This window comes from Pseudomonas sp. LBUM1653 (assembly GCF_059716115.1).
The window spans coordinates 660,848-681,659 of record NZ_CP166803.1 but is presented as its reverse complement, the minus strand read 5'-3'; the positions used below and the strand labels follow the sequence as shown (position 1 = coordinate 681,659).

Sequence of the window (20,812 nt, the reverse complement as noted above, 5' to 3'; positions counted from 1 at the left end):
AAGAGGCCAGCACATTCAACATCAATGTTGACTGATACACCGTCTTCGCGAGCAGGCTCGCTCCCACAAGGAACTGTGCGCTGAGCATAAGGCCAAGCCACTCCCACAAAACCTCCGCGCTCGCGTAAACTTGCGCGCTTCTCGCAGCCCGCTAGGCTGCAATCAATATTTTTCAAAGGTGCCCGCCATGCCTTGGCTGCAAGTCCGTCTCGCCATCAGCCCAGAACAAGCCGAAACCTACGAAGACGCTTTCCTTGAAGTGGGCGCCGTGTCGGTGACCTTCATGGATGCCGAAGATCAGCCGATCTTCGAGCCCGAACTCAACACCACGCCGCTGTGGTCCCACACCCACCTGCTAGCGCTGTTCGAAGGTGGCACCGAGCCAGGCCCGGTACTGGCCCACCTTGAGTTGCTGACCGGCGGCCCGTTGCCCGAGCATCACAGCGAAGTGATCGAGGACCAGGACTGGGAACGCAGCTGGATGGACAACTTCCAGCCGATGCGTTTCGGTCAGCGCCTGTGGATTGTGCCGAGCTGGCACGCAGCCCCCGAGCCAGACGCGGTGAACCTGCTGCTGGATCCGGGCCTGGCCTTCGGCACCGGCACTCACCCGACCACCGCACTGTGCCTGGAATGGCTCGACGGCCAGGACCTCAAAGACTGCAACGTACTGGACTTCGGCTGCGGCTCGGGGATTCTGGCCATTGCCGCGCTGCTGCTGGGCGCCAAACAGGCCGTGGGCACCGATATCGACGTGCAGGCGCTGGAAGCCTCCCGTGACAACGCCGGGCGCAATGGCATCGCCGACGAACTCTTCCCGTTGTATTTGCCCGAAGATTTGCCGCAGGTACAGGCCGACGTGCTGGTGGCCAACATCCTCGCCGGCCCGCTGGTCTCCCTGGCACCGCAACTGTCCGGCCTGGTCAAGTCCGGCGGTCGCCTGGCGCTGTCGGGCATCCTCGCCGAGCAAGGCGATGAAGTGGCCGCGGCCTATGCCAAGGACTTCGATCTGGACCCGATCGCCAATCGCGATGGCTGGGTGCGCATCACTGGCCGTCGGCGCTAGAATGGGCGCCTGCATCTACCGGATCGCCGCATGACCGACAGCTTCGTCACCCAGTGCCCGCATTGCCAAACCAGCTTCCGCGTCAACCATGCCCAATTGAGCGTGGCGCGCGGGGTCGTTCGCTGTGGCTCATGCCTGCAGGTGTTCAACGCCGCCAAGCAACTGCTGGAGCAAGCCGGCAAGGAAGCACCCGTGCCGACGCCGGCATCTCGGGAGACGGTCGAACCGCCGCAGCAGCGCGCCATCAGCCAAAAACAATGGAGCGCTGCCGAGCTGGACCTGGACAGTCTCGACCTGGACGAAGAACTCGCCCGGCTTGAACAACGGGAAATCCAGCCAACCACTGAGTTCGGTCGGCAACGCGAAGACACGCTCAGCGCTCGCCGCGATAGCGCCGAACACGATGAAGCCCCCTGGCCCGACAGCCTGTTCAGCGAATCGGCTGCCGATCGCGCCCAAGCGGCCGACACGCTTGACGCGCTCGATGCGCTCGACACACCAGAGCCACCGGGCGAGCCAAGCAAACCCTCGCGTACCGAACCGTCGCTGTCTCTGGAACCGGTAGATCTGGACGATGAACCGCAGCCCCCGCAATTGCGCCTGAACGATCCGCTCGTCCCCCCAGTGCATCACGAACGCATGACGGCGACCGCAGAGATCGACGACGACCTGCCTTCGATCGAGCCACCGCGCAAGCGTCGCGAACGCAGCGAACCGGGGGGCCGTGCAGAAGCACTGCAGGACCTGACCGACGATCCACTGCAACTGGATTGGCAAAAACGTCGCTCGCCATGGGGTAGACGGCTGTTCTGGCTGTTGTTGATCCTGCTGGGTGCCGGCGCACTTGTCGGCCAGTACGTCGCCTATCATTTCGACGAGCTGGCGCGCCAGGACCAGTACCGCCCCTGGTTCCAGCAACTGTGCCCGCAAATCGGCTGCACGGTGCCCTCCAAGGTCGACATCGCGAAAATCAAGAGCAGCAACCTGGTGGTCCGCAGCCACCCGGAGTTCAGCGGGGCCCTGGTGGTCGATGCGATCATTTACAACCGTGCCCCATTCTCGCAGCCCTTCCCGTTGCTGGAGCTGCGCTTTGCCGACCTCAACGGCCACCTGATTGCCAGCCGTCGCTTCAAACCCGGCGAGTACCTCAATGGCGACCTTGAAGGCAAGGTGGAAATGCCTCCGCAAACGCCAATCCACATCGCCCTGGACATTCTCGACCCTGGCGCCAAAGCGGTGAATTACAGCCTGAGCTTCCACTCGCCCGAGTGAAACGATTCACTGATCGGCAATTGACGACGGCTTTCTGACTTTGCCTGCCCGGACCAAACCGCTGGCGATAACAGAATAACTGTTCAGATTTTGTTCAATTCAGCCTTTATCCAGTCATCGAGAGCGGGTATCATGCCAACCCTTTTTCGAACTCTCATGATCCGGCCCCACAACAGGGAAGCCCTATGTCGGCGGTACGCATCGGTCCATACACATTACACAACGGCTTGATTCTCGCCCCGATGGCGGGTGTCACCGACCAACCCTTTCGTCAGCTGTGCAAGCGATTGGGCGCAGGGCTAGTAGTCTCGGAAATGGTCACCAGCGACATGAGCTTGTGGAACACCCGCAAGTCACGCATGCGCATGATCCACGAAGGTGATCCCGAGCCACGCTCGGTACAGATCGCCGGTGGTGACGCACAGATGCTGGCGGATGCGGCCCGGGCCAACGTCGAGCTGGGTGCCCAGATTATCGATATCAACATGGGTTGTCCGGCCAAGAAGGTCTGCAACAAGGCTGCAGGCTCGGCACTGTTGAAGGATGAAGCATTGGTAACCGAGATCCTGCAGGCCGTCGTGGCCGCGGTCGATGTGCCGGTTACCCTGAAGATCCGTACCGGCTGGGACCGGGACAACAAGAACGGCCTGACGGTGGCGAAGATCGCCGAGCAGGCAGGCATTACGGCGCTGGCGGTGCATGGACGCACCCGGGCCGATCTGTATACCGGTGAAGCCGAGTACGACACCATTGCCGCGATCAAGCAGACGGTGTCGATGCCGGTCTTCGCCAACGGCGATATCGATTCGCCAGAAAAGGCCCGGTACGTGCTCGACGCGACCGGTGCCGATGGCTTGTTGGTAGGCCGGGCTGCCCAGGGGCGGCCATGGATTTTTCGCGAGATCGACCATTTCCTGCGTACCGGCGAGAAGCTCCCGGCGCTGGACCTGATCGAGGTGGAACGCATTCTGCTAGAGCATCTGGCTGCGCTGCACGCTTTCTATGGAGACGTGATGGGCGTACGCATTGCTCGAAAGCATGTGGGCTGGTATCTCGCAACCTTGCCGGGCGCCAGGGAGTTTCGCGCCCACTTCAATCGTTTGGATGGTACGGAAGCACAATGCGCCAACGTTCGGGAGTTCTTTGCCGGGCGTTACAAGAGCCTGACAGGGGACGGAGAGTGGGTGGCCGCATGACGATGATGACCGAGACTTTAGTGAGTGGAACAACACCCGTGAGCGACAACGTGAATTTGAAACAGCACCTCAATACGCCAAGCGAAGAAGGCCAGACCCTTCGCGGGAGTGTCGAGAAGGCGCTGCACAATTATTTCGCCCACCTTGAGGGCGCTGCCGTCACGGACGTGTACAACCTGGTGCTCTCCGAAGTCGAGGCTCCCCTGCTCGAGTGCGTGATGAACTACGTCAAGGGCAACCAGACCAAGGCCAGCGAGATGCTCGGACTGAACCGGGGCACGTTGCGCAAGAAACTCAAGCAGTACGATTTGCTGTAAGCATTCAATCAAACCAGAAAGGCGCCCGCGTAAGACCGGTCGCCTTTTTTGCTGACTCCTTTGCTTTTGATGGAAATTGAGATGACCGACCAGACTACCCGCCTGCCGATCCGCCGCGCCTTGATCAGCGTTTCCGACAAGACCGGGATCCTCGAATTCGCCAAGGAGCTTGAAGCCCTGGGTGTCGAGATCCTCTCCACCGGCGGGACGTTCAAGCTGCTGCAGGACAACGGCGTTGCCGCAGTGGAAGTCGCGGATTACACCGGCTTCGCCGAAATGATGGACGGTCGGGTGAAAACCCTGCACCCGAAAATCCACGGTGGGATCCTCGGTCGTCGCGGTATCGACGACGCCATCATGAACGAGCACGGCATCAAGCCGATCGACCTGGTAGCGGTCAACCTGTACCCGTTCGAAGCAACGATCTCTAAACCAGGCTGCGACCTGCCGACCGCCATCGAGAACATCGACATCGGCGGCCCGACCATGGTTCGTTCGGCGGCCAAGAACCATAAGGACGTGGCCATCGTGGTCAACGCCAGCGATTACGCCAGCGTCCTGGAAAACCTGAAAGCCGGCGGCCTGACCTACGCCCAGCGTTTCGACCTGATGCTCAAGGCGTTCGAACACACTGCCGCCTACGACGGCATGATCGCCAACTACATGGGCACCGTGAACCAGGCCGCTGACACCCTCAGCACAGAAGGTCGCAGCGAATTCCCGCGCACCTTCAACAGCCAGTTCATCAAGGCCCAGGAAATGCGCTACGGCGAGAACCCGCACCAGAGCGCGGCGTTCTACGTTGAAGCCAAGCCTGCGGAAGTCGGCATCGCCACCGCGACCCAGCTGCAAGGCAAAGAGCTTTCCTACAACAACGTGGCCGACACCGATGCCGCGCTGGAATGCGTGAAGAGCTTCGTCAAGCCGGCCTGCGTGATCGTCAAGCACGCCAACCCGTGCGGCGTTGCCGTCAGCCCGGACGCCGAAGGCGGCATCCGCAAGGCCTACGACCTGGCCTACGCCACCGACACCGAATCCGCGTTCGGCGGCATCATTGCCTTTAACCGCGAACTGGATGCTGAAACCGCTAAAGCCATCGTCGAGCGTCAGTTCGTCGAAGTGATCATTGCCCCGAGCGTCAGCGAAGAAGCCCGCGCCATCGTCGCCGCCAAGGCCAACGTTCGCCTGCTGGCCTGTGGCGAGTGGTCGGCGGATCGCGCCGCTGCCTGGGACTACAAGCGCGTCAACGGTGGCCTGCTGGTGCAGAGCCGCGATATCGGCATGATCGGCGCCGATGACCTGAAAGTCGTGACCAAGCGCGCGCCGACCGAACAGGAAATCCACGACCTGATCTTCGCCTGGAAAGTCGCCAAGTACGTTAAGTCCAACGCCATTGTCTACGCCAAGAACCGTCAGACCATCGGTGTCGGCGCGGGCCAGATGAGCCGTGTGAACTCTGCACGTATTGCTGCGATCAAGGCTGAGCATGCTGGCTTGCAGGTAGCCGGCTCGGTGATGGCTTCCGACGCATTCTTCCCGTTCCGCGATGGTTTGGACAATGCGGCCAAGGCTGGCGTGACTGCTGTGATCCAGCCGGGCGGCTCGATGCGTGATGCTGAAGTGATTGCTGCGGCGGATGAAGCCGGCATCGCCATGGTCTTCACCGGCATGCGCCACTTCCGTCACTGATACACCGATCCCCTGTGGGAGCGAGCTTGCTCGCGATAGCGCCCTTTCAGACACATTGATGCTGGAGCCGCCATCGCGAGCAAGCTCGCTCCCACAGAAAAGCAGCATCAGCGCTGCATTCAGAATTAGCGTCATCCGAGGTTTTTGAAATGAATGTCTTGATCATTGGCAGCGGTGGCCGTGAACACGCCCTGGCCTGGAAAGTGGCCCAGGATCCACGTGTGCAGAAAGTGTTCGTGGCACCGGGTAACGCCGGCACCGCCATCGAAGCCAAATGCGAGAACGTCGCCATCGACGTGCTGGCCCTTGAGCAACTCGCGGACTTTGCCGAGAAAAACGTTTCCCTGACCATTGTCGGCCCGGAAGTGCCGCTGGTCGCCGGCGTGGTCGATCTGTTCCGCTCCCGTGGCCTGGACTGCTTCGGTCCGACCGCCGGCGCTGCTCAGCTTGAAGGTTCGAAAGCGTTCACCAAGGACTTCCTGGCTCGCCACAAGATCCCGACTGCCGACTACCAGAACTTCACCGAGATCGAGCCAGCCCTGGCTTATCTGCGTGAAAAAGGCGCGCCGATCGTGATCAAGGCCGATGGCCTGGCTGCCGGAAAAGGCGTTATCGTCGCCATGACCCTGGCCGAAGCGGAAGACGCCGTGCGTGACATGCTGGCAGGCAATGCCTTCGGCGACGCCGGCTCGCGCGTGGTGATCGAAGAGTTCCTCGACGGCGAAGAAGCCAGCTTCATCGTCATGGTCGACGGCAAGAACGTCTTGCCAATGGCCACCAGCCAGGACCACAAGCGCGTCGGCGACGGCGACACCGGCCCGAATACAGGCGGCATGGGTGCCTACTCCCCTGCCCCGGTTGTAACCTGCGAAGTACACAAGCGCGTCATGGACCTGGTGATCTGGCCCACCGTGCGCGGCATGGCTGAGGAAGGCAATGTCTACACGGGTTTCCTGTATGCGGGCCTGATGATCGACAAGGCTGGCAACCCGAAAGTCATCGAATTCAACTGCCGTTTCGGTGACCCAGAAACCCAACCTGTCATGCTGCGCTTGCAGTCGAGCCTTGTACTGCTGGTGGAAGCAGCCCTGGCGCAGGCGCTGGACAAGGTCGAAGCGCAATGGGATCCACGTCCGAGCGTCGGCATCGTCCTGGCAGCAGGCGGCTATCCTGGTGACTACGCCAAGGGTGTAGCCATCAATGGTCTGGATGCAGCCGCGGCACTGGAAGGCAAAGTCTTTCACGCCGGTACCGCGCTCAAGGATGGTCAAGTCGTGACCGCTGGAGGCCGGGTGCTTTGCGCCACGGCCATGGGCGCCAGCGTCGATGCGGCCCAACAGCAGGCTTACAAACTGGCGGCCAGTATCGATTGGGAAGGCTGTTTCTATCGCAAGGACATTGGCTACCGCGCCATTGCCCGCGAGCGCGGCGAACAGGAATAAGGCAACATTGCGACAGGCAGGGGCTTGCGACCCTTGCCTGGCTATTCCGGCGCCGCGCATAGTTATATTCTGGCATTAACCTACGAAGGGATTTCGCCGTGCGCTGGCTCAGGATTGCCATAAGTCTAACCGTCACGTTGTTGACGTTGCTCTGCATGCTCCCGGCCCAGGCCGCGCAAGGCAGTGGCTGGGCGGTATTGCTCGACGAACAGGGTGACCTGCAGCTGAGCGACATCCGCTCCGCTCGCTACACCAATCAATTCAGCCCCATCGAACTCGACCACCTCACGGCGGCCGAGCCCGAGGGTGCGCTATGGTTGCGTTTCCGGCTAGCACCGGGCAGGCATGAACAATTGCTGCGGGTGTTCGCGCCCGATCTGTTGCACTTCAACATGTATGTGCTGGACGGTGACAAGCTGATCGAGCAGTCACAGACAGGTAATGAGCAACCCCTGGCGGACCGTCCCTTGCCCAGCAGCGACTTCATGCTGCCGTTGCCGCAAAGCGACAAGACCCTGGACGTCTACCTGCGATTGGTATCCGAACACCAGTTGCGACCCTACATCACCTTGCAATCGGCGGTCATCACCGCTGCCAATCAGAACCAGACGCTGATCTACGGACTGCTGTTGGGCTGCATTGGCATGCTGATCCTGCACAACCTCATCCGCTATGCCTATACCCGTTCGACCAGCAGTGTCTGGCTGGCGGTGTGCGAAGCCTTGCTGGGGCTCAGCCTTGTGCTGTTGTTGAACCTGGCGGGGCCCTGGATACCGAACTGGCAGGCCGTGCAAACGCCCGGCGCCTACCTGACCTTGCTACTGACGGCTCCCAGCGGCCTGATGTTTGCCTATCGCTTCTTCAAGCCCCTCGGACCGCATCCGCTGAACAAGCTGATCGTGGGCGACATTCTGTTCATCATGATCTGCAGCCTGCTGCTGCTGTTCGTCAACACGCTGCCGCTCAATATCATCACCTACGCACTGGTCGCCCTGGCCGGCCTGACCATGCTGTTCGTCAGCACCTATCACTGGCAAAAAGGTTATCGCCCGGCGCGGCTATTCGTGGCGGCCATGGTGGTGTTCAACCTTGGTACCCTGATTATTCTGCCCGCCTTGCTGGGGCTGACCCTGATCGAACCCCATGACCTGATCACCACCCTGCTGGCGTTCATCTGCATCAGTGGCCTGTTGATGAGCATTGCCCTGAGCGAACGCCAGCGCAGCATCACCGAAGCGCGTTTCAGCATCAGTCGTGACCTGGCGGCCAGCAACGCCGAGATCAATGCCAAGGCCGAGTTCCTGGCAAAGATCAGCCATGAGATCCGCACCCCGATGAATGGCGTGCTGGGCATGACCGAGTTGTTGCTGGGCACGCCGCTGTCGGTCAAGCAGCGCGACTATGTGCAGACCATCCACAGCGCAGGCAACGAACTGCTGACATTGATCAACGAAATTCTCGACATTTCCAAACTTGAGTCCGGACAGATCGAACTGGACGATGTGCAGTTCGATCTCAACGCACTGATCGAAGACTGCCTGAGCATCTTCCGCGCCAAGGCCGAGCAGCAGAACGTCGAGCTGATCAGCTTCATTCAGCCACAAGTACCGCGCGTCATCAGCGGCGACCCGACGCGCCTGCGCCAGACATTACTGAGCCTGCTGGAAAACGCCCTGAAGAAAACCGACGAAGGCGAGATCCTGATCGTTGTCGCCCTCGACGAACGCAGCAGCCATCCACGCCTGCGCATCGCCGTGCAGGACAGCGGCGAACCAATGGATGCCGAAGAGCGCGACGCGCTGATGCACGCCGAACTGCACAGCAAGCATTTCCTCTCGACCAACCACCTGGGCGGCAATCTCGGGCTGGTGATAGCCCGTCAGCTGATACGCCTGATGCAAGGCGAATTCGGCATCAAGAGTGGTAACAACCAGGGCAGTACCTTGTGGCTGACGTTGCCGCTGGACCCAGACCGCCTGGAGCATCCGACCTGCGACCTCGATGGCCCGCTGCAGGGTGCACGGGTGCTGGTGGTGGATGACAACGACACCTGCCGCAAGGTGCTGGTTCAGCAGTGCAGCGCCTGGGGCCTGAACGTGAGCGCCGTGCCCTCGGGCAAGGAGGCGCTGGCGTTGTTGCGCACCAAGGCGCACCTGCGTGACTACTTCGATGTGGTCCTGCTGGACCAGAACATGCCCGGCATGACCGGCATGCAACTGGCCGCCAAGATCAAGGAAGACCCGAGCCTGAACCACGACATCCTGCTGATCATGCTGACCGGCATCAGCAATGCGCCGAGCAAGATCATCGCGCGCAACTCGGGGATCAAACGCATCCTTGCCAAACCGGTGGCCGGCTATACCCTCAAGACCACCCTGGCCGACGAACTGACCCAGCGCAACAAAGGGCTCGCGGTGCCGCAGCATCTTCCGTCTGGCCCGCCTCTGCCGATCAAGGTTCCCAGCGATTTCCGCATTCTGGTCGCCGAAGACAACAGCATTTCGACCAAGGTCATCCGCGGCATGCTGGGCAAGCTCAATCTGCAACCAGACACCGCCAGCAATGGCGAAGAAGCCTTGGTTGCAATGAAGGCGCATCGCTACGACCTGGTGCTGATGGACTGCGAAATGCCAATCCTCGATGGCTTCTCGGCGACCCAGCAGCTGCGTGCCTGGGAAGTCGGCAATCAACGCACCCGCACCCCGGTGGTGGCGTTGACCGCGCACATCCTCGCCGAGCATAAGGAGCGTGCACGTCAGGCCGGCATGGATGGGCACATGGCCAAACCGGTCGAGCTCTCGCAGTTGCGCGAATTGATTGAACACTGGGTTGCCCAGCGCGATCTGCAGAACCGTGCGGCGACGCCAACGTCCTGAGCCGACAGACTCCGCAGCGCCTGTTAGACTCCCCCTCGACTTCCCTCGCCAGCGAGCCTGCCCCATGCTCCACGTGTTGTTCAGCGTTTATCTGAAGATGCTGGTGCTCTACAGCCCGTTCTTCGTGTTGTCCTGCTTCATCAGCCTGACCCGCGGTTATTCACGCAAGGAACAACGTCGACTGGCCTGGAAAGTGGCGACGGCCACGTTGGTCTCCAGCGTCCTGCTGTACTTGTTCGGGAGAGTGATCTTCAACGTCTTCGGCATCACCGTGGACGCCTTCCGCATCGGTGCCGGTAGCGTGCTGTTCATTTCGGCGCTGGGCATGGCCCAGGGCAAGTCGGCGGTGCAGACCGATAATGTGCAACAGGACGTGACCATAGTCCCGCTGACCATTCCGCTGACGGTCGGCCCCGGGACTATCGGTGCCCTGCTGGTGATGGGCGTCAGCCAGCCGCACTGGGACGACAAACTCACGGCCATTGTCAGTATTGCCCTGGCCAGCTTTACCGTGGGGGTCGTGCTGTACCTGTCCAACCGTATCGAACGCATTCTCGGTGATCAGGGATTGCAGATCGTCAGCCGGTTGATGGGGTTGTTCGTATGTGCGTTGGCGGCACAGATTATCTTTACCGGGGTGAAGGGGTATTTGGTGCCCTGAATACACAAGGCACCCGCCAGGAACTGCTAAACCGTCAGACTGGCGATCTCAAGACGTTCAGACTGTCGCCGTGCACCTAGCCACTGCACGGTATCCTCTCTGCACTCGCCATAGATGCCTGCATTGAAACGAGCGGTGTAGAAATAGGCGTTCACCGCGCCATGCAGATCGCTAAAAGCGAACTCACGCCCAGTGAAAAGCCTGCCGACTGATCCGCGAGTATCAAAAAAAACCGAAGCGCTATTCAAGGATCCACGTTCATCGACCACACCGATGCACGCCCTGATGCGCGTCAGCCCCTTCACACTCAGCGCTGCCTGCTGACGGAAGACCTGCTCCACGTTCAGTTTGTCCGGTAGCTCGGCGACCTTATCCAAGGCTGCCAGAAAAACAGTCGCCTGCTCATCATTCAGATTGATTTCAAAGACCGTCGCAAACGCATCTCTCAACGAAAACGCCTTTCCGGCAATGGATGTAAACGTACCGGTTGTCACATTTTGCCGATCGTAGATCCAGCCACACTCATACAAGATACTTTTATAAGCCTCGAGCCAATCCACGCCGTTCGGTTCGTCAGGGAAATCTTCATCGGCAGCAAGCTGAGCAAAAAGCAAAGCATCAATCACATCTTGTTTAGTGGCGGGCGACAACGCTTTTGATAGAGCCAGCACGCGACATCCATTGATGTAAATCTTATAGTCCATACGTCTATATCCTTCGTGCAAACCAGAGGTAAACACCTCTGGTCCAGACTGACTATTTTTACTTCCTGTGCCGCGCAAAACGTTTGCCCCGCATGTCTCTGCGCCGCTGCCCAAGGACAGATTCAATATCATCTTTTACTTCAGCGTAAGCAAAAGGATTAAAGGTGAGAAAATTCGAACCCTGGTAAATATCAACATTGGCGACCTTGAGATCAAAGAACAGAACTTCGCCACCAAATTTATTACTTTCATGATTAACAGACGAAAAGGAAATAATAATGAGGCCATTCTTCGCTTGCTCACATGGCAATATAGCCAGCTTCACACCTTTTGCTGTCACAACTTCGTAATTGAATAACTTGACTGTTTCAGGTTCTTTTTCCAAAGCAGTCAAGGTGGAGTCTGCCACGGCACTCAGCACCGTCGCACCGGGAATGGCAGCCTTTGCTGCAGCGATACCCGCCTGGACAATGGCGGTGACGACATTCTTCATCGTCCCCGACCCAGACTGCTTGTTGTATTCCACGCTCGCATGGACTGGAACAGCACACCCCATATCCAACATACAATTAATAAATGCTCGATGCCAGGCAGCGGGGTTCGGGTCATGTTTAGTTTCGTGATCGGCCTCCAGCTTCGAAAAACTTATGAGGTTTTCGATAATCATCATGTTTTCAAGCGAAATACCATCGCCATAACCGATGAGTGAATTACCCAAGACCAAAGCATCCAGTTCCTTGGTTGGACTCGAAGCATCCGAATTAACTAAACCTCTTGCACGAGGGGCGTTAACCAATAGTGCCCTTGCCCTGGCAAGACGCGCCTTACCCAAATCAGTGCACCCCTTGAGAGCGCTTGAATCTTCAAAACTTTCCATATCCAACATTCCTTTAAATTTGTCTACAGCCCTCCTGGGCGTAAAAACAAATTTAACCCACCCCCTTGCCGAGCAACAAACCCAATTAAATTTCCATATATGTAAAGCCTGAACAAAGCCGCCAACAGGCGGATTATTCGAGCAAAATAACCCGAATAATCCGACCTTATACAACTGCGACTTGTTTAGTTGATATCAACCAACTTGTCACCGTAGCTACGCGGTGTGTACACCCACAACGATCCTTGAGGCCGAGGAAACACGCGAGTGGTGGATGAGCCAATCAACACCATGGTTCGCATGTCGACCTGATCCGGGGTCAATTGACCGAGTGTCGTGACCCGCAACGTCTGCCCCGGACGCCCGACATCACGTCCCAATACGACCGGAGTGTCAGCAGTGCGATGCAGGGCGACGATTTCCAGCGCACGCCCCAACTGCCAAGGCCGGGAACGCGAGATCGGGTTATAGAAAGCCATCGCCAGGTCGGCTTGCGCCGCCAGGTCCAGACGCTTCTCGATGATGTCCCAAGGCTTGAGATTGTCCGACAGCGACAGTACGCAGAAATCATGCCCCAACGGTGCGCCTGCCTGGGCAGCCGTTGCCAGCGATGCCGAAACGCCCGGCAGGATTTCAAGGTCAACGTTGTGCCACGCTGGATCGCGGGACTCATGCAGTGCCTCGAGCACCGCCGCGGCCATGGCAAATACACCGGGATCCCCGGAAGAGACGACCACTACGCAACGGCCCTGTGCCGCGAGTTCAAAGGCGTGGCGGGCACGCTGCATTTCTTCACGGTTGTCGGTGCAGTGCAGGACCTGATCAGCACGGAACGGTCCCGCCATGCGCACATAGGTTTCGTAACCGAGAACGTCATTGGCACGGGCCAGTTCCGCCTTGACCGCGGGCACCATCAGATCGGCAGCGCCAGGGCCAAGACCGATCACCGCCAGACGACCGCGAGGACGGCCAATCGACAAGGGGTCCAGAGGCTGCTCGGCAACTGCGATGGCAACGGCCTCATCGCCGAACATGGAAACAGGCTGGTCGATGGCGTTACGCACCAGCTTACTCACTGCGCCGACATCATTGACAAAACGCAGTGGCACACCCAGCTCAAGCGCCGCTTCACGCAGCGTCGCACTCGACATTTCACTATCGGCGGCCAGCAGACAGGCCAACGATTGCACGGCGATTTTTGCCTGATGCAAAGCCTCGCGAACCGCACTTGGCACATCGGTCGCGCCGGCACTGACGGCCACCAACACGTTGCGTGGATAAATCAGCAGTTCATTGGCTGCCGGCGTACGCTCGGCATGCCCGACGTGAACGGCCAGCCGCGCTTGCGGGCTTTCAGGTAACTGCGCCTGCACCAGCCAAGGTGCCGCGCCTTCGATTCGCACCGTTTCACCGGCGAGTAAATCGGAGACGAAGCGTTTACCCAGCTCAAGATCACCCAAAGCATAACCGCTGGGGGGGTTCAGGAGGCAGGTTCCAAAACGCAATTCGCCACTGGTGGTGATCGCCGCTGACACGTCCAGCGCAGCAGCAATCTCCCGCGCCAGCACGTTCACACCTCCCAAACCACCGAGCAGCGGCACCACGGCGCTACCGTCTTCGGCGACGGCGAGCACGGGTGGCTCAGCCCCCTTCTCCAGCAGTAACGGCGCCAGGGAGCGAATGACAATGCCGGCCGCGCACAGGGCGATGATCGGCGTGCCTTGTTGATAAAGCTCACGCAACGTCGCACCGAACTCGTGGTAAGTGCGATCGGCACCGACGACCCGTTCGGCCAGGCCGTGGATCAAGGCGCCGGGGTACAGCTGTTGAATGCTGCGCGCGGTCGCGAGGCTGCCATTGCCGAGAATGACAATGGCCGGAGTTGGACGAGTCATCAGCCTTGCCACCTTTCGCCAGGTACGATGATCAGCGAGAAGTACGGCGACGACATCGGCTCGACCTGATCCAGCGGCACGATCTTCTGGCTGGCCATGGTCGCGCGTTCGACGTACAGCGCACGCTCGGCCAATCCGAGTTCTTCCAGCACCTGACGGACTTTCGGGAAGTTGCGTCCCAGCTTCATGATCACCGCCGCATCGGCGTCGGCCAGGCGACGTTTGAGATCATCGTGAGGCAGCACGCCAGACAGCACCGACAAGCTCTGATTGCGATACACCAACGGCGCCCCCAGCACCGAAGCGCCGCCGAGCATCGAGCAGACACCCGGCACCACTTCGGCCTCATAACGCTCCGCCAGCCGATCATGCAGGTACATGTAGGAACCATAGAAAAACGGATCACCTTCGCAGATCACTGCCACGTCACGACCAGCATCGAGATGTGCTGCCAACTCTTCACCGGCCGCATCGTAGAAATCGCTGATCACTTGCTCATAGGACAGCGGTGCCGGCAATGCCTCGGTGGTCACTGGATACACCAGTGGCAGCAAGGTTTGGGCGTCCTGCAAATGCGCTTCGATGATGCCGAAGGCGTTGCCCTTTTTACCCTTGGCAACGAAGTACGCCACCACCGGCGATTCGCGCAGCAGGCGCAAGGCTTTGACGGTAATCAGTTCCGGATCACCCGGCCCCACGCCAAGGCCGATCAAACGTCCAGGTTGCTGCATCATTCGATCTCCGTGGCGAGGGCATTGACGGCGGCGGCGGCCATGGCGCTACCGCCCAGCCGGCCTTGCATGATAACGAACGGTACGCCGCGACTGTCGGCGGCCAGCGCTGCCTTGGATTCGGCGGCGCCAACGAAGCCAACCGGGAAGCCAAGGATCAGCGCCGGTTTCGGGGCGCCGGCGTCGAGCATTTCGAGCAGATAAAACAATGCCGTCGGCGCGTTGCCGATCACCACTACACTGCCTTCCAGGTGCGGACGCCAAAGCTCCAGCGCGGCAGCGGAACGGGTATTGCCCAATTCACGGGCAAGTTGCGGAACGCTTTCATCACGCAGGGTGCAGATGACTGGGTTGTTCGCTGGCAAACGCGTGCGGGTTATGCCCTCGGACACCATCCGCGCATCACACAGAATCGGCGCGCCGGCGGCCAGCGCATCGCGCCCGGCCTTACCCGCGCCTGCGGAAAACTGCAGACCGTCGATAGCATTGACCATGCCGCAAGCGTGGATCACGCGGACTGCGAGTTTTTCCAGATCGGCCGGAATGCGCTCGAGGTTGGCCTCGGCACGAATGATCGCGAAGGAATTGCGATAGATCTCCTGACCGTCGCGGATGTAATCAAGCATCAAGGGGGCTCCGTGAGCGGGCGTCGAGCAAGGCCGCGACCGCTTCAATAGTAAGATTGCGTGCGTGCAGCGCGCCGAAATCCGGCTGCGCGGCATCGCGAAAATAGAGGTCGTAGTGATCAGGGCAAGTCGCCAACAATGTGACGGGCGCCGTGTGTGCGCACGCGCAGGAGCGCGGGCAACCCGACAAGTGAATCTGCACTTGTCCGGATTGAACATGTAACCGTTCGGCCAGTTGCCGCGCATCGCTCTTGGTATCCGCCAACCCTTTGCCGCAACCGGCCGATCCGGTGCAGGCCACCAAATGGGCCAGGGTCTGATCGGCGTCGACCAGATAACCCAACGCCTGCAATTGTTGACGAAGGGCTGGTGCATCCTCATTGCGAATATTGGGCAGCAACAGGCTTTGCCAAGGGGTCAGGCGCAGGTTGGCGTCACCAAACGCCTCGGCCAGATGAGCCGCCCCCTTGAGCATCGTCGGGTCCAGCCGCCCCAGGGGCGGCACGGCGCCGACATAGACAAGACCTTCCTGACGCTGCGGATAACTGCCGATGTGCAATCCCGGAGGGGAAGTCGGTCGCTGCCATGACTCCATTGCAAACAACGGCACTCGCTCGGCCAGCCGTTGCAGCAGCGAATAAAGCGAATGTTCAGTCAGCAGATGTCGCATCCGGGTCTGATCCGGCCGTGCAAGTTCAAGAAACAACTCCAACACCGCCACCACCAAGGCATGCCCGTCACGCAGCAATACCGCTGACGCCGGCATCTCGGTGGGGCACCCCGCCAGACCGAAAGCCAGCATTGGCTCGCCGTTTCGCTCAACCGCACTCAGCCAGAGGTCATGGGGATGCTCGAGCATTGCCAAGGCTTCACCGCCATCCAGTTGCACGGCGAACTTGGCTGATAGCTCATGGAAGCGAACATGGGTTTGCAAGCTGTCGAGAATTTCTCGGGCCAAAGGTCTGCTGTCGATCAGCATGTGTCGGTCAATGCCGGCGCTGGGGCTGAGCATCAGATTGCGCACATCATCGCCAGCGACGGTATCAGGCCCTAGCCCGACGGCCAGCAGACTGTCGATCAACGCGGAGGCCTGCTGACCAATCCCGCGAATTTGCAGATTTGCCCGGTTGGTCGCCTCTATCACGCCACCGGCATATCGTTCGGCGGCATCAGCCACCGCGACAGCCTGATCTGCGCGGATGGAACCCCCGGCGAGTTTGATCCGGCAAATATCGCCATCCAGCGCCTCAACGACACGCAACAACCCGGGACAGGCCGATGGGCGCAAGGGACGGGATGTATGAGGTGAATTCACGGGGATGACCGGCAACGGGACGAAGGGCCGCATTATGCCTGCTTTGCCCGGCGGGATGAAAAAGCTCAAGTGGATTGACGACGAAGCGCGCTCGCACAAAGGTCAACGGTCGCTTCGCTTGAAGCCTGAAACGCCCACCGGCACTTCCGTTTTAAAAGACAACTCCCGGTGCATTTAACAGCAGGTATCAGTTCTTCCCGCCAACTTCATTTCAACTGCATACAGGCTGTTGTACTTTCATCAACAGGAAAACCACTTCCTCCGATGAAATTTTTATTCAAGGGAACTGAATATGAATTATAGAAACTTCTCCGGCACATTGACCGGCCCCAATCTGCTTTCGTGCATTGACGATATGTCACTTGCGGATCATGACGACCTGACCCACTGCACACAGATCGCCACCCAATCTGCCGACATGCTCTGCAGCCGCTTTGTCGATTCGACAAAGTGGCTGCATGAGTATGTAAAAACACTGGACTACTTGGGCTGGTCTGTCTTTCAAGATGCAATCTTTACCCGCACCCGTCACGACGTCTTGAGAAGCGTTGCGGATTTCCTGGTCGAGAGCGCTGAAAAGATGTCCGACAGCCGACAAGGCAACGCAATGATTGACACGCTCGACGCACTAAAACCCGACAAGTCGGCGCGGCTCTCCCTGGACCAGGAAAGCCTCCTGGGGCGGCACTTTCAGGTTATCCCCGCCCGCTATGACTCCAAGGGTTTTCTTGAAATTGCGGTTTTCAATCTTGAATTGGTGGCGTCTACACAAGAAAGCAATTTCCTATACGTCGAATCGGAAAAGCGCTCCGCAAAAATCATCCGGCAATGCGCCTATCTCAAGCTGGACAAAAGAATACTTGAAACAAAAAGAACACTTATTGATAAAAAACGTCGCGAGATCAGAATGAAGAGATTCGACCTTCTAAGAAACAACCCATAAGATAATCAGAATAAATGCCCATCACTTTGCGGGGCAGCCATCGCCCTTAACCGCGATTTCATCGACTGACGACGGGCGAATGCAATCGACACCACGTTATGATGCTCAACCGCGCCGGCCGAGACGGACTTGAGCGCGGTGATGATTTGGCTTGGTCGATAGAAGAGGAATGGCATGCCCCCTTGGCTGACAGTGGTAGGCATAGGTGAAGACGGCTTTAAAGGCCTGGGCAAGAACGCTCGACGCGCCCTGCTGGGCGCTTCGCGGATCATTGGCGGTCAGCGGCAACTGGATTTGCTGCCGGTGTGCATTCGTGGCGAACAGCATATGTGGCCCAGCCCGTTTTCACTGGCCCCGGTACTGGAACGGTACGGCGAGCCGGTTTGCGTGCTGGCCAGCGGCGACCCAATGTTCTTTGGTGTCGGCGCCAGCCTCGCTCGGCAATTGCCCAGCGAGGAAATGCTGATCTTGCCCGCACCGTCTTCCTGCTCACTTGCCGCCGCGCGGATGGGCTGGCCGCTGCAGGATGTGGTGACGCTGTCGGTGGTCGCACGCCCCATCGCTGCACTTAATGCGCAGTTGTTCAGTGGCGTTCGGTTACTTGTGCTGAGCAATGACGGCCAAAGCCCTGCCGCGATCGCGGCGCTATTGCGCGAACGCGGGTTCGGGCCGAGCCGCCTGAGCGTGCTGGAACATTTGGGTGGTGAGGCAGAGCGACGCATCGACGGTGCCGCCAACGACTGGGCCGACCCGGTTGTCGCCGACCTGAACCTGATCGCCATCGAGTGCATCGCAGACGCAAACACGCCACCTCTGTCGCGACTGGCCGGTCTGCCGGACTCCGCCTTCAGGCATGACGGCCAACTGACCAAACGCGATGTGCGCGCGATCACGCTCGCTCGCCTGGCACCGGTTCCCGGCGAACTGTTATGGGACGTCGGCGCCGGCAGTGGCTCCATCGGCATCGAATGGATGCGCGCTCATCCGGGTTGCCGGGCGCTGGCCATCGAGGCCGATGAAGGTCGGCAGATGTTGATCGAGCACAACCGCGACGCACTCGGCGTACCCGGCCTGCAATTGATTTGCGGCAGTGCGCCGCAAGCCTTGGCCGGGCTCGAACGCCCGGACGCGATTTTCATCGGCGGCGGAGTCACCCGTGAAGGCGTGCTCGATACCTGCTGGGGGGCACTGAAACCCGGCGGCCGACTGATCGCCAACGCGGTCACGCTGCAAAGCGAAATGACCCTGATGGCCTGGCGCGAGCAGCACGGCGGCGAGCTGACGCGTATTCATATCGCCCAGGCGCAACCGCTAGGCGACTTCGACACCTGGCGCCAGGCGTTGCCGATTACCTTGCTGGACGTGGTCAAATCCTTCGATGCGTGACGAAACAGCCGAACAACCTGCCCCATTGCGCAGCGGCCTGACCACGGGCAGCTGCGCCACTGCCACCAGCCTGGCGGCGGCTCGCCTGCTACTCGACGGCACTTCGGCGGATGCCGTGCACATCGTCCTGCCCAAGGGCAAGCAGGTGCAGATGCGCCTGGAATTCTGTCGCCTGATCGACGACGGTGCCGAGGCCGGCACCCTCAAGGACGCCGGGGACGATCCTGACGTGACCCACGGTGCGCTGCTCTACTCTCAGGTGCGCCTTCGCCGTGAGCCGGGTATTGGTTTCAAGGCCGGTCGTGGTGTTGGCACGGTCACTCGACCGGGGCTGGTGCTGGGCGTCGGTGAGCCGGCGATCAATCCGGTACCGCGTCAGATGATCAGCGATCATCTGACGCTGCTCGCCAACGAATTCGGCTATCGCGGCGGTTTCGAGGTTACGGTGAACGTCGAGGACGGCGAGGCCCTGGCATTGAAAACCATGAACCCGCGCCTGGGCATTCTCGGCGGCCTGTCGATCCTCGGCACCAGCGGCATCGTCCGGCCGTTTTCCTGCGCGGCCTACATCGCCTCGATCCACCAGGGCATCGACGTGGCCAAAACCAACGGCTATCTGCACATCGCCGCGTGCACCGGCAACGCCAGCGAGGACACCATGCGCAGGGTCTACAACCTGCCGGAAATCGCCCTGATCGAAATGGGCGACTTCGTCGGTGCAGTACTCAAACACCTACGCAAGGTACCGGTGGAAAAACTCAGCCTGTGCGGCGGCTTCGGCAAGATCAGCAAGCTGGCGGCCGGGCACATGGACTTGCACAGTCGGCATTCGAGCATCGATCTGCCGCAACTGGCCGAATGGGCCGCCGCGGTCGGCGCCGATACGGCGTTGCAGCAAGGCATCCGTGAAGCCAACACCAGTCAACAGGCCCTGGCGATGGCCAGCGCCGCAGGAATCGCCCTTGGCGATGCCGTGTGCCAATACGCCCTGGACTTTGCCCGCAGCGTGGTGCCGGCGCAGGTTCAGGTCGAAGTGTTTGCCATCGATCGCCAGGGCGGGATTGTCGGCCATGCGGGAGCTTTTCAATGACGCGCATTCTGTTGCTGGGCGGTGTGACCGAGGCCCTGGCGATTGCCCGAACCCTCGGCCCACAACACATCTATAGCCTGGCGGGTGTCGGTCGAGTGCCGACGGACTTGAACTGCCAGGTTCGCGTGGGTGGCTATGGCGGTGCCGAAGGCTTGGCGCAGTTCATCCGCGATGAACGGATTGATCTGTTGCTGGATGCGACTCATCCCTACGCAGCCCAGATCAGTCAAAACGCCGCGATCGCAGCTCGGTTGAGCGGCATCGCCTGCTGGGCGCTGCGACGTCCGGCATGGCAACCACAGGCCGGCGATGACTGGCGTGAAGTCAGTGATTGGGCCGAGCTGACCGAAGCGCTGAAACCCTTCCGCCGACCGCTGTTCACCCTTGGCCGCGAGCCCTTGCAGCACCTGCAGGAAATCCCCCCTGAGCAATTCTGGACCCTGCGTGCACTGGACGTGTATCCGGGCAACGAACGATGTGAAGTGATCGGCGCCCGTGGGCCGTTCCTGATCGACGATGAGCGCGCGTTGTTCGAACGTCGGCAGATCGACGTGCTGATCAGCAAAAACAGTGGCAGCACCGCCACCGAGCCGAAGCTGGAAGTGGCGCTGGAGCGCGGGGTTCCGGTGCTGGTGTTGAAGCGGCCGGAGTTGCCGGTGGTAGAGCGGGAGTTTCTGTCGCTTGAGGAAACACTTGATGCGTTGGCGGGCTTCGCTCAGTAAGGCA

General features: G+C 60.0%; 18 protein-coding genes. 12 read left to right on the top strand and 6 right to left on the bottom strand.

The genetic code is table 11. From position 1 onward, the window contains the following. Positions 1-187: 187 nt before the first annotated feature. The 8 genes from prmA to ACA054_RS02995 all read left to right on the top strand — a co-directional run bounded on the left by prmA (position 188) and on the right by ACA054_RS02995 (position 10,519). Entirely contained in the window at positions 188-1,066 is an 879-nt protein-coding gene (gene prmA, locus ACA054_RS03030; protein ID WP_497688131.1) for a 50S ribosomal protein L11 methyltransferase, read from the top strand. A 30-nt stretch (positions 1,067-1,096) separates the two neighbouring features. After that, positions 1,097-2,338, top strand: a complete 1,242-nt coding sequence (locus ACA054_RS03025; RefSeq protein WP_497688130.1) for a DUF3426 domain-containing protein — start codon at positions 1,097-1,099, stop codon at positions 2,336-2,338. A 185-nt stretch (positions 2,339-2,523) separates the two neighbouring features. Beyond that, positions 2,524-3,534, top strand: a complete 1,011-nt coding sequence (dusB, locus tag ACA054_RS03020; RefSeq protein WP_497688129.1) for a tRNA dihydrouridine synthase DusB — start codon at positions 2,524-2,526, stop codon at positions 3,532-3,534. Further along, the gene (gene fis, locus ACA054_RS03015; RefSeq protein WP_015093301.1) at positions 3,531-3,851 is read left to right on the top strand and encodes a DNA-binding transcriptional regulator Fis; all 321 of its coding nucleotides are present in this window, start codon (positions 3,531-3,533) and stop codon (positions 3,849-3,851) included. Before dusB ends, fis begins: the two co-directional genes overlap by 4 nt. A gap of 81 nt (positions 3,852-3,932) precedes the next feature. After that, complete coding sequence (purH, locus tag ACA054_RS03010; protein ID WP_497688128.1) at positions 3,933-5,540, top strand: bifunctional phosphoribosylaminoimidazolecarboxamide formyltransferase/IMP cyclohydrolase; 1,608 nt, start codon at positions 3,933-3,935, stop codon at positions 5,538-5,540. A gap of 149 nt (positions 5,541-5,689) precedes the next feature. After that, complete coding sequence (gene purD, locus ACA054_RS03005) at positions 5,690-6,982, top strand: phosphoribosylamine--glycine ligase (RefSeq protein WP_497688127.1); 1,293 nt, start codon at positions 5,690-5,692, stop codon at positions 6,980-6,982. Between the two features lie 98 nt (positions 6,983-7,080). Continuing rightward, complete coding sequence (locus tag ACA054_RS03000; protein ID WP_497688126.1) at positions 7,081-9,858, top strand: hybrid sensor histidine kinase/response regulator; 2,778 nt, start codon at positions 7,081-7,083, stop codon at positions 9,856-9,858. A gap of 64 nt (positions 9,859-9,922) precedes the next feature. Then, positions 9,923-10,519, top strand: a complete 597-nt coding sequence (locus ACA054_RS02995; RefSeq protein ID WP_497688125.1) for a MarC family protein — start codon at positions 9,923-9,925, stop codon at positions 10,517-10,519. 26 nt (positions 10,520-10,545) lie between these two features. Here ACA054_RS02995 and ACA054_RS02990 read toward each other — a convergent pair whose 3' ends face one another. From ACA054_RS02990 to cobG, 6 genes are all read right to left on the bottom strand, one after another. Further along, complete coding sequence (locus tag ACA054_RS02990; protein WP_497688124.1) at positions 10,546-11,223, bottom strand: hypothetical protein; 678 nt, start codon at positions 11,221-11,223, stop codon at positions 10,546-10,548. Positions 11,224-11,281: 58 nt separating this feature from the next. Continuing rightward, the gene (locus ACA054_RS02985) at positions 11,282-12,100 is read right to left on the bottom strand and encodes a hypothetical protein (protein WP_497688123.1); all 819 of its coding nucleotides are present in this window, start codon (positions 12,098-12,100) and stop codon (positions 11,282-11,284) included. 185 nt (positions 12,101-12,285) lie between these two features. Then, on the bottom strand, positions 12,286-13,995 hold the full coding sequence (gene cobJ, locus ACA054_RS02980) for a precorrin-3B C(17)-methyltransferase (protein WP_497688122.1): 1,710 nt from the start codon (positions 13,993-13,995) through the stop codon (positions 12,286-12,288). Continuing rightward, positions 13,995-14,726, bottom strand: coding sequence for a precorrin-2 C(20)-methyltransferase (locus tag ACA054_RS02975; protein ID WP_497690237.1), 732 nt, complete (start codon positions 14,724-14,726; stop codon positions 13,995-13,997). The genes cobJ and ACA054_RS02975 overlap by 1 nt, the downstream gene beginning before the upstream one ends. Continuing rightward, positions 14,726-15,352, bottom strand: a complete 627-nt coding sequence (locus ACA054_RS02970) for a precorrin-8X methylmutase (RefSeq protein WP_497688121.1) — start codon at positions 15,350-15,352, stop codon at positions 14,726-14,728. Before ACA054_RS02970 ends, ACA054_RS02975 begins: the two co-directional genes overlap by 1 nt. Then, positions 15,345-16,700, bottom strand: coding sequence for a precorrin-3B synthase (gene cobG, locus ACA054_RS02965; protein WP_497688120.1), 1,356 nt, complete (start codon positions 16,698-16,700; stop codon positions 15,345-15,347). Before cobG ends, ACA054_RS02970 begins: the two co-directional genes overlap by 8 nt. A 259-nt stretch (positions 16,701-16,959) precedes the next feature. Between cobG and ACA054_RS02960 the strand changes: the two genes are divergently transcribed. From ACA054_RS02960 to ACA054_RS02945, 4 genes are all read left to right on the top strand, one after another. Further along, complete coding sequence (locus tag ACA054_RS02960; RefSeq protein ID WP_497688119.1) at positions 16,960-17,610, top strand: hypothetical protein; 651 nt, start codon at positions 16,960-16,962, stop codon at positions 17,608-17,610. 174 nt (positions 17,611-17,784) lie between these two features. Continuing rightward, a complete protein-coding gene (gene cbiE, locus ACA054_RS02955; RefSeq protein WP_497688118.1) occupies positions 17,785-18,996 on the top strand; it encodes a precorrin-6y C5,15-methyltransferase (decarboxylating) subunit CbiE in 1,212 nt (403 codons plus the stop codon). Continuing rightward, positions 18,989-20,086: a cobalt-precorrin-5B (C(1))-methyltransferase gene (locus tag ACA054_RS02950; protein ID WP_497688117.1), complete on the top strand. Its 1,098-nt coding sequence runs from the start codon at positions 18,989-18,991 to the stop codon at positions 20,084-20,086. Before cbiE ends, ACA054_RS02950 begins: the two co-directional genes overlap by 8 nt. Continuing rightward, positions 20,083-20,808 (top strand): cobalt-precorrin-6A reductase, encoded by a 726-nt coding sequence (locus ACA054_RS02945; protein ID WP_497688116.1) that lies wholly within the window; start codon positions 20,083-20,085, stop codon positions 20,806-20,808. Before ACA054_RS02950 ends, ACA054_RS02945 begins: the two co-directional genes overlap by 4 nt. Positions 20,809-20,812 lie beyond the last annotated feature (4 nt).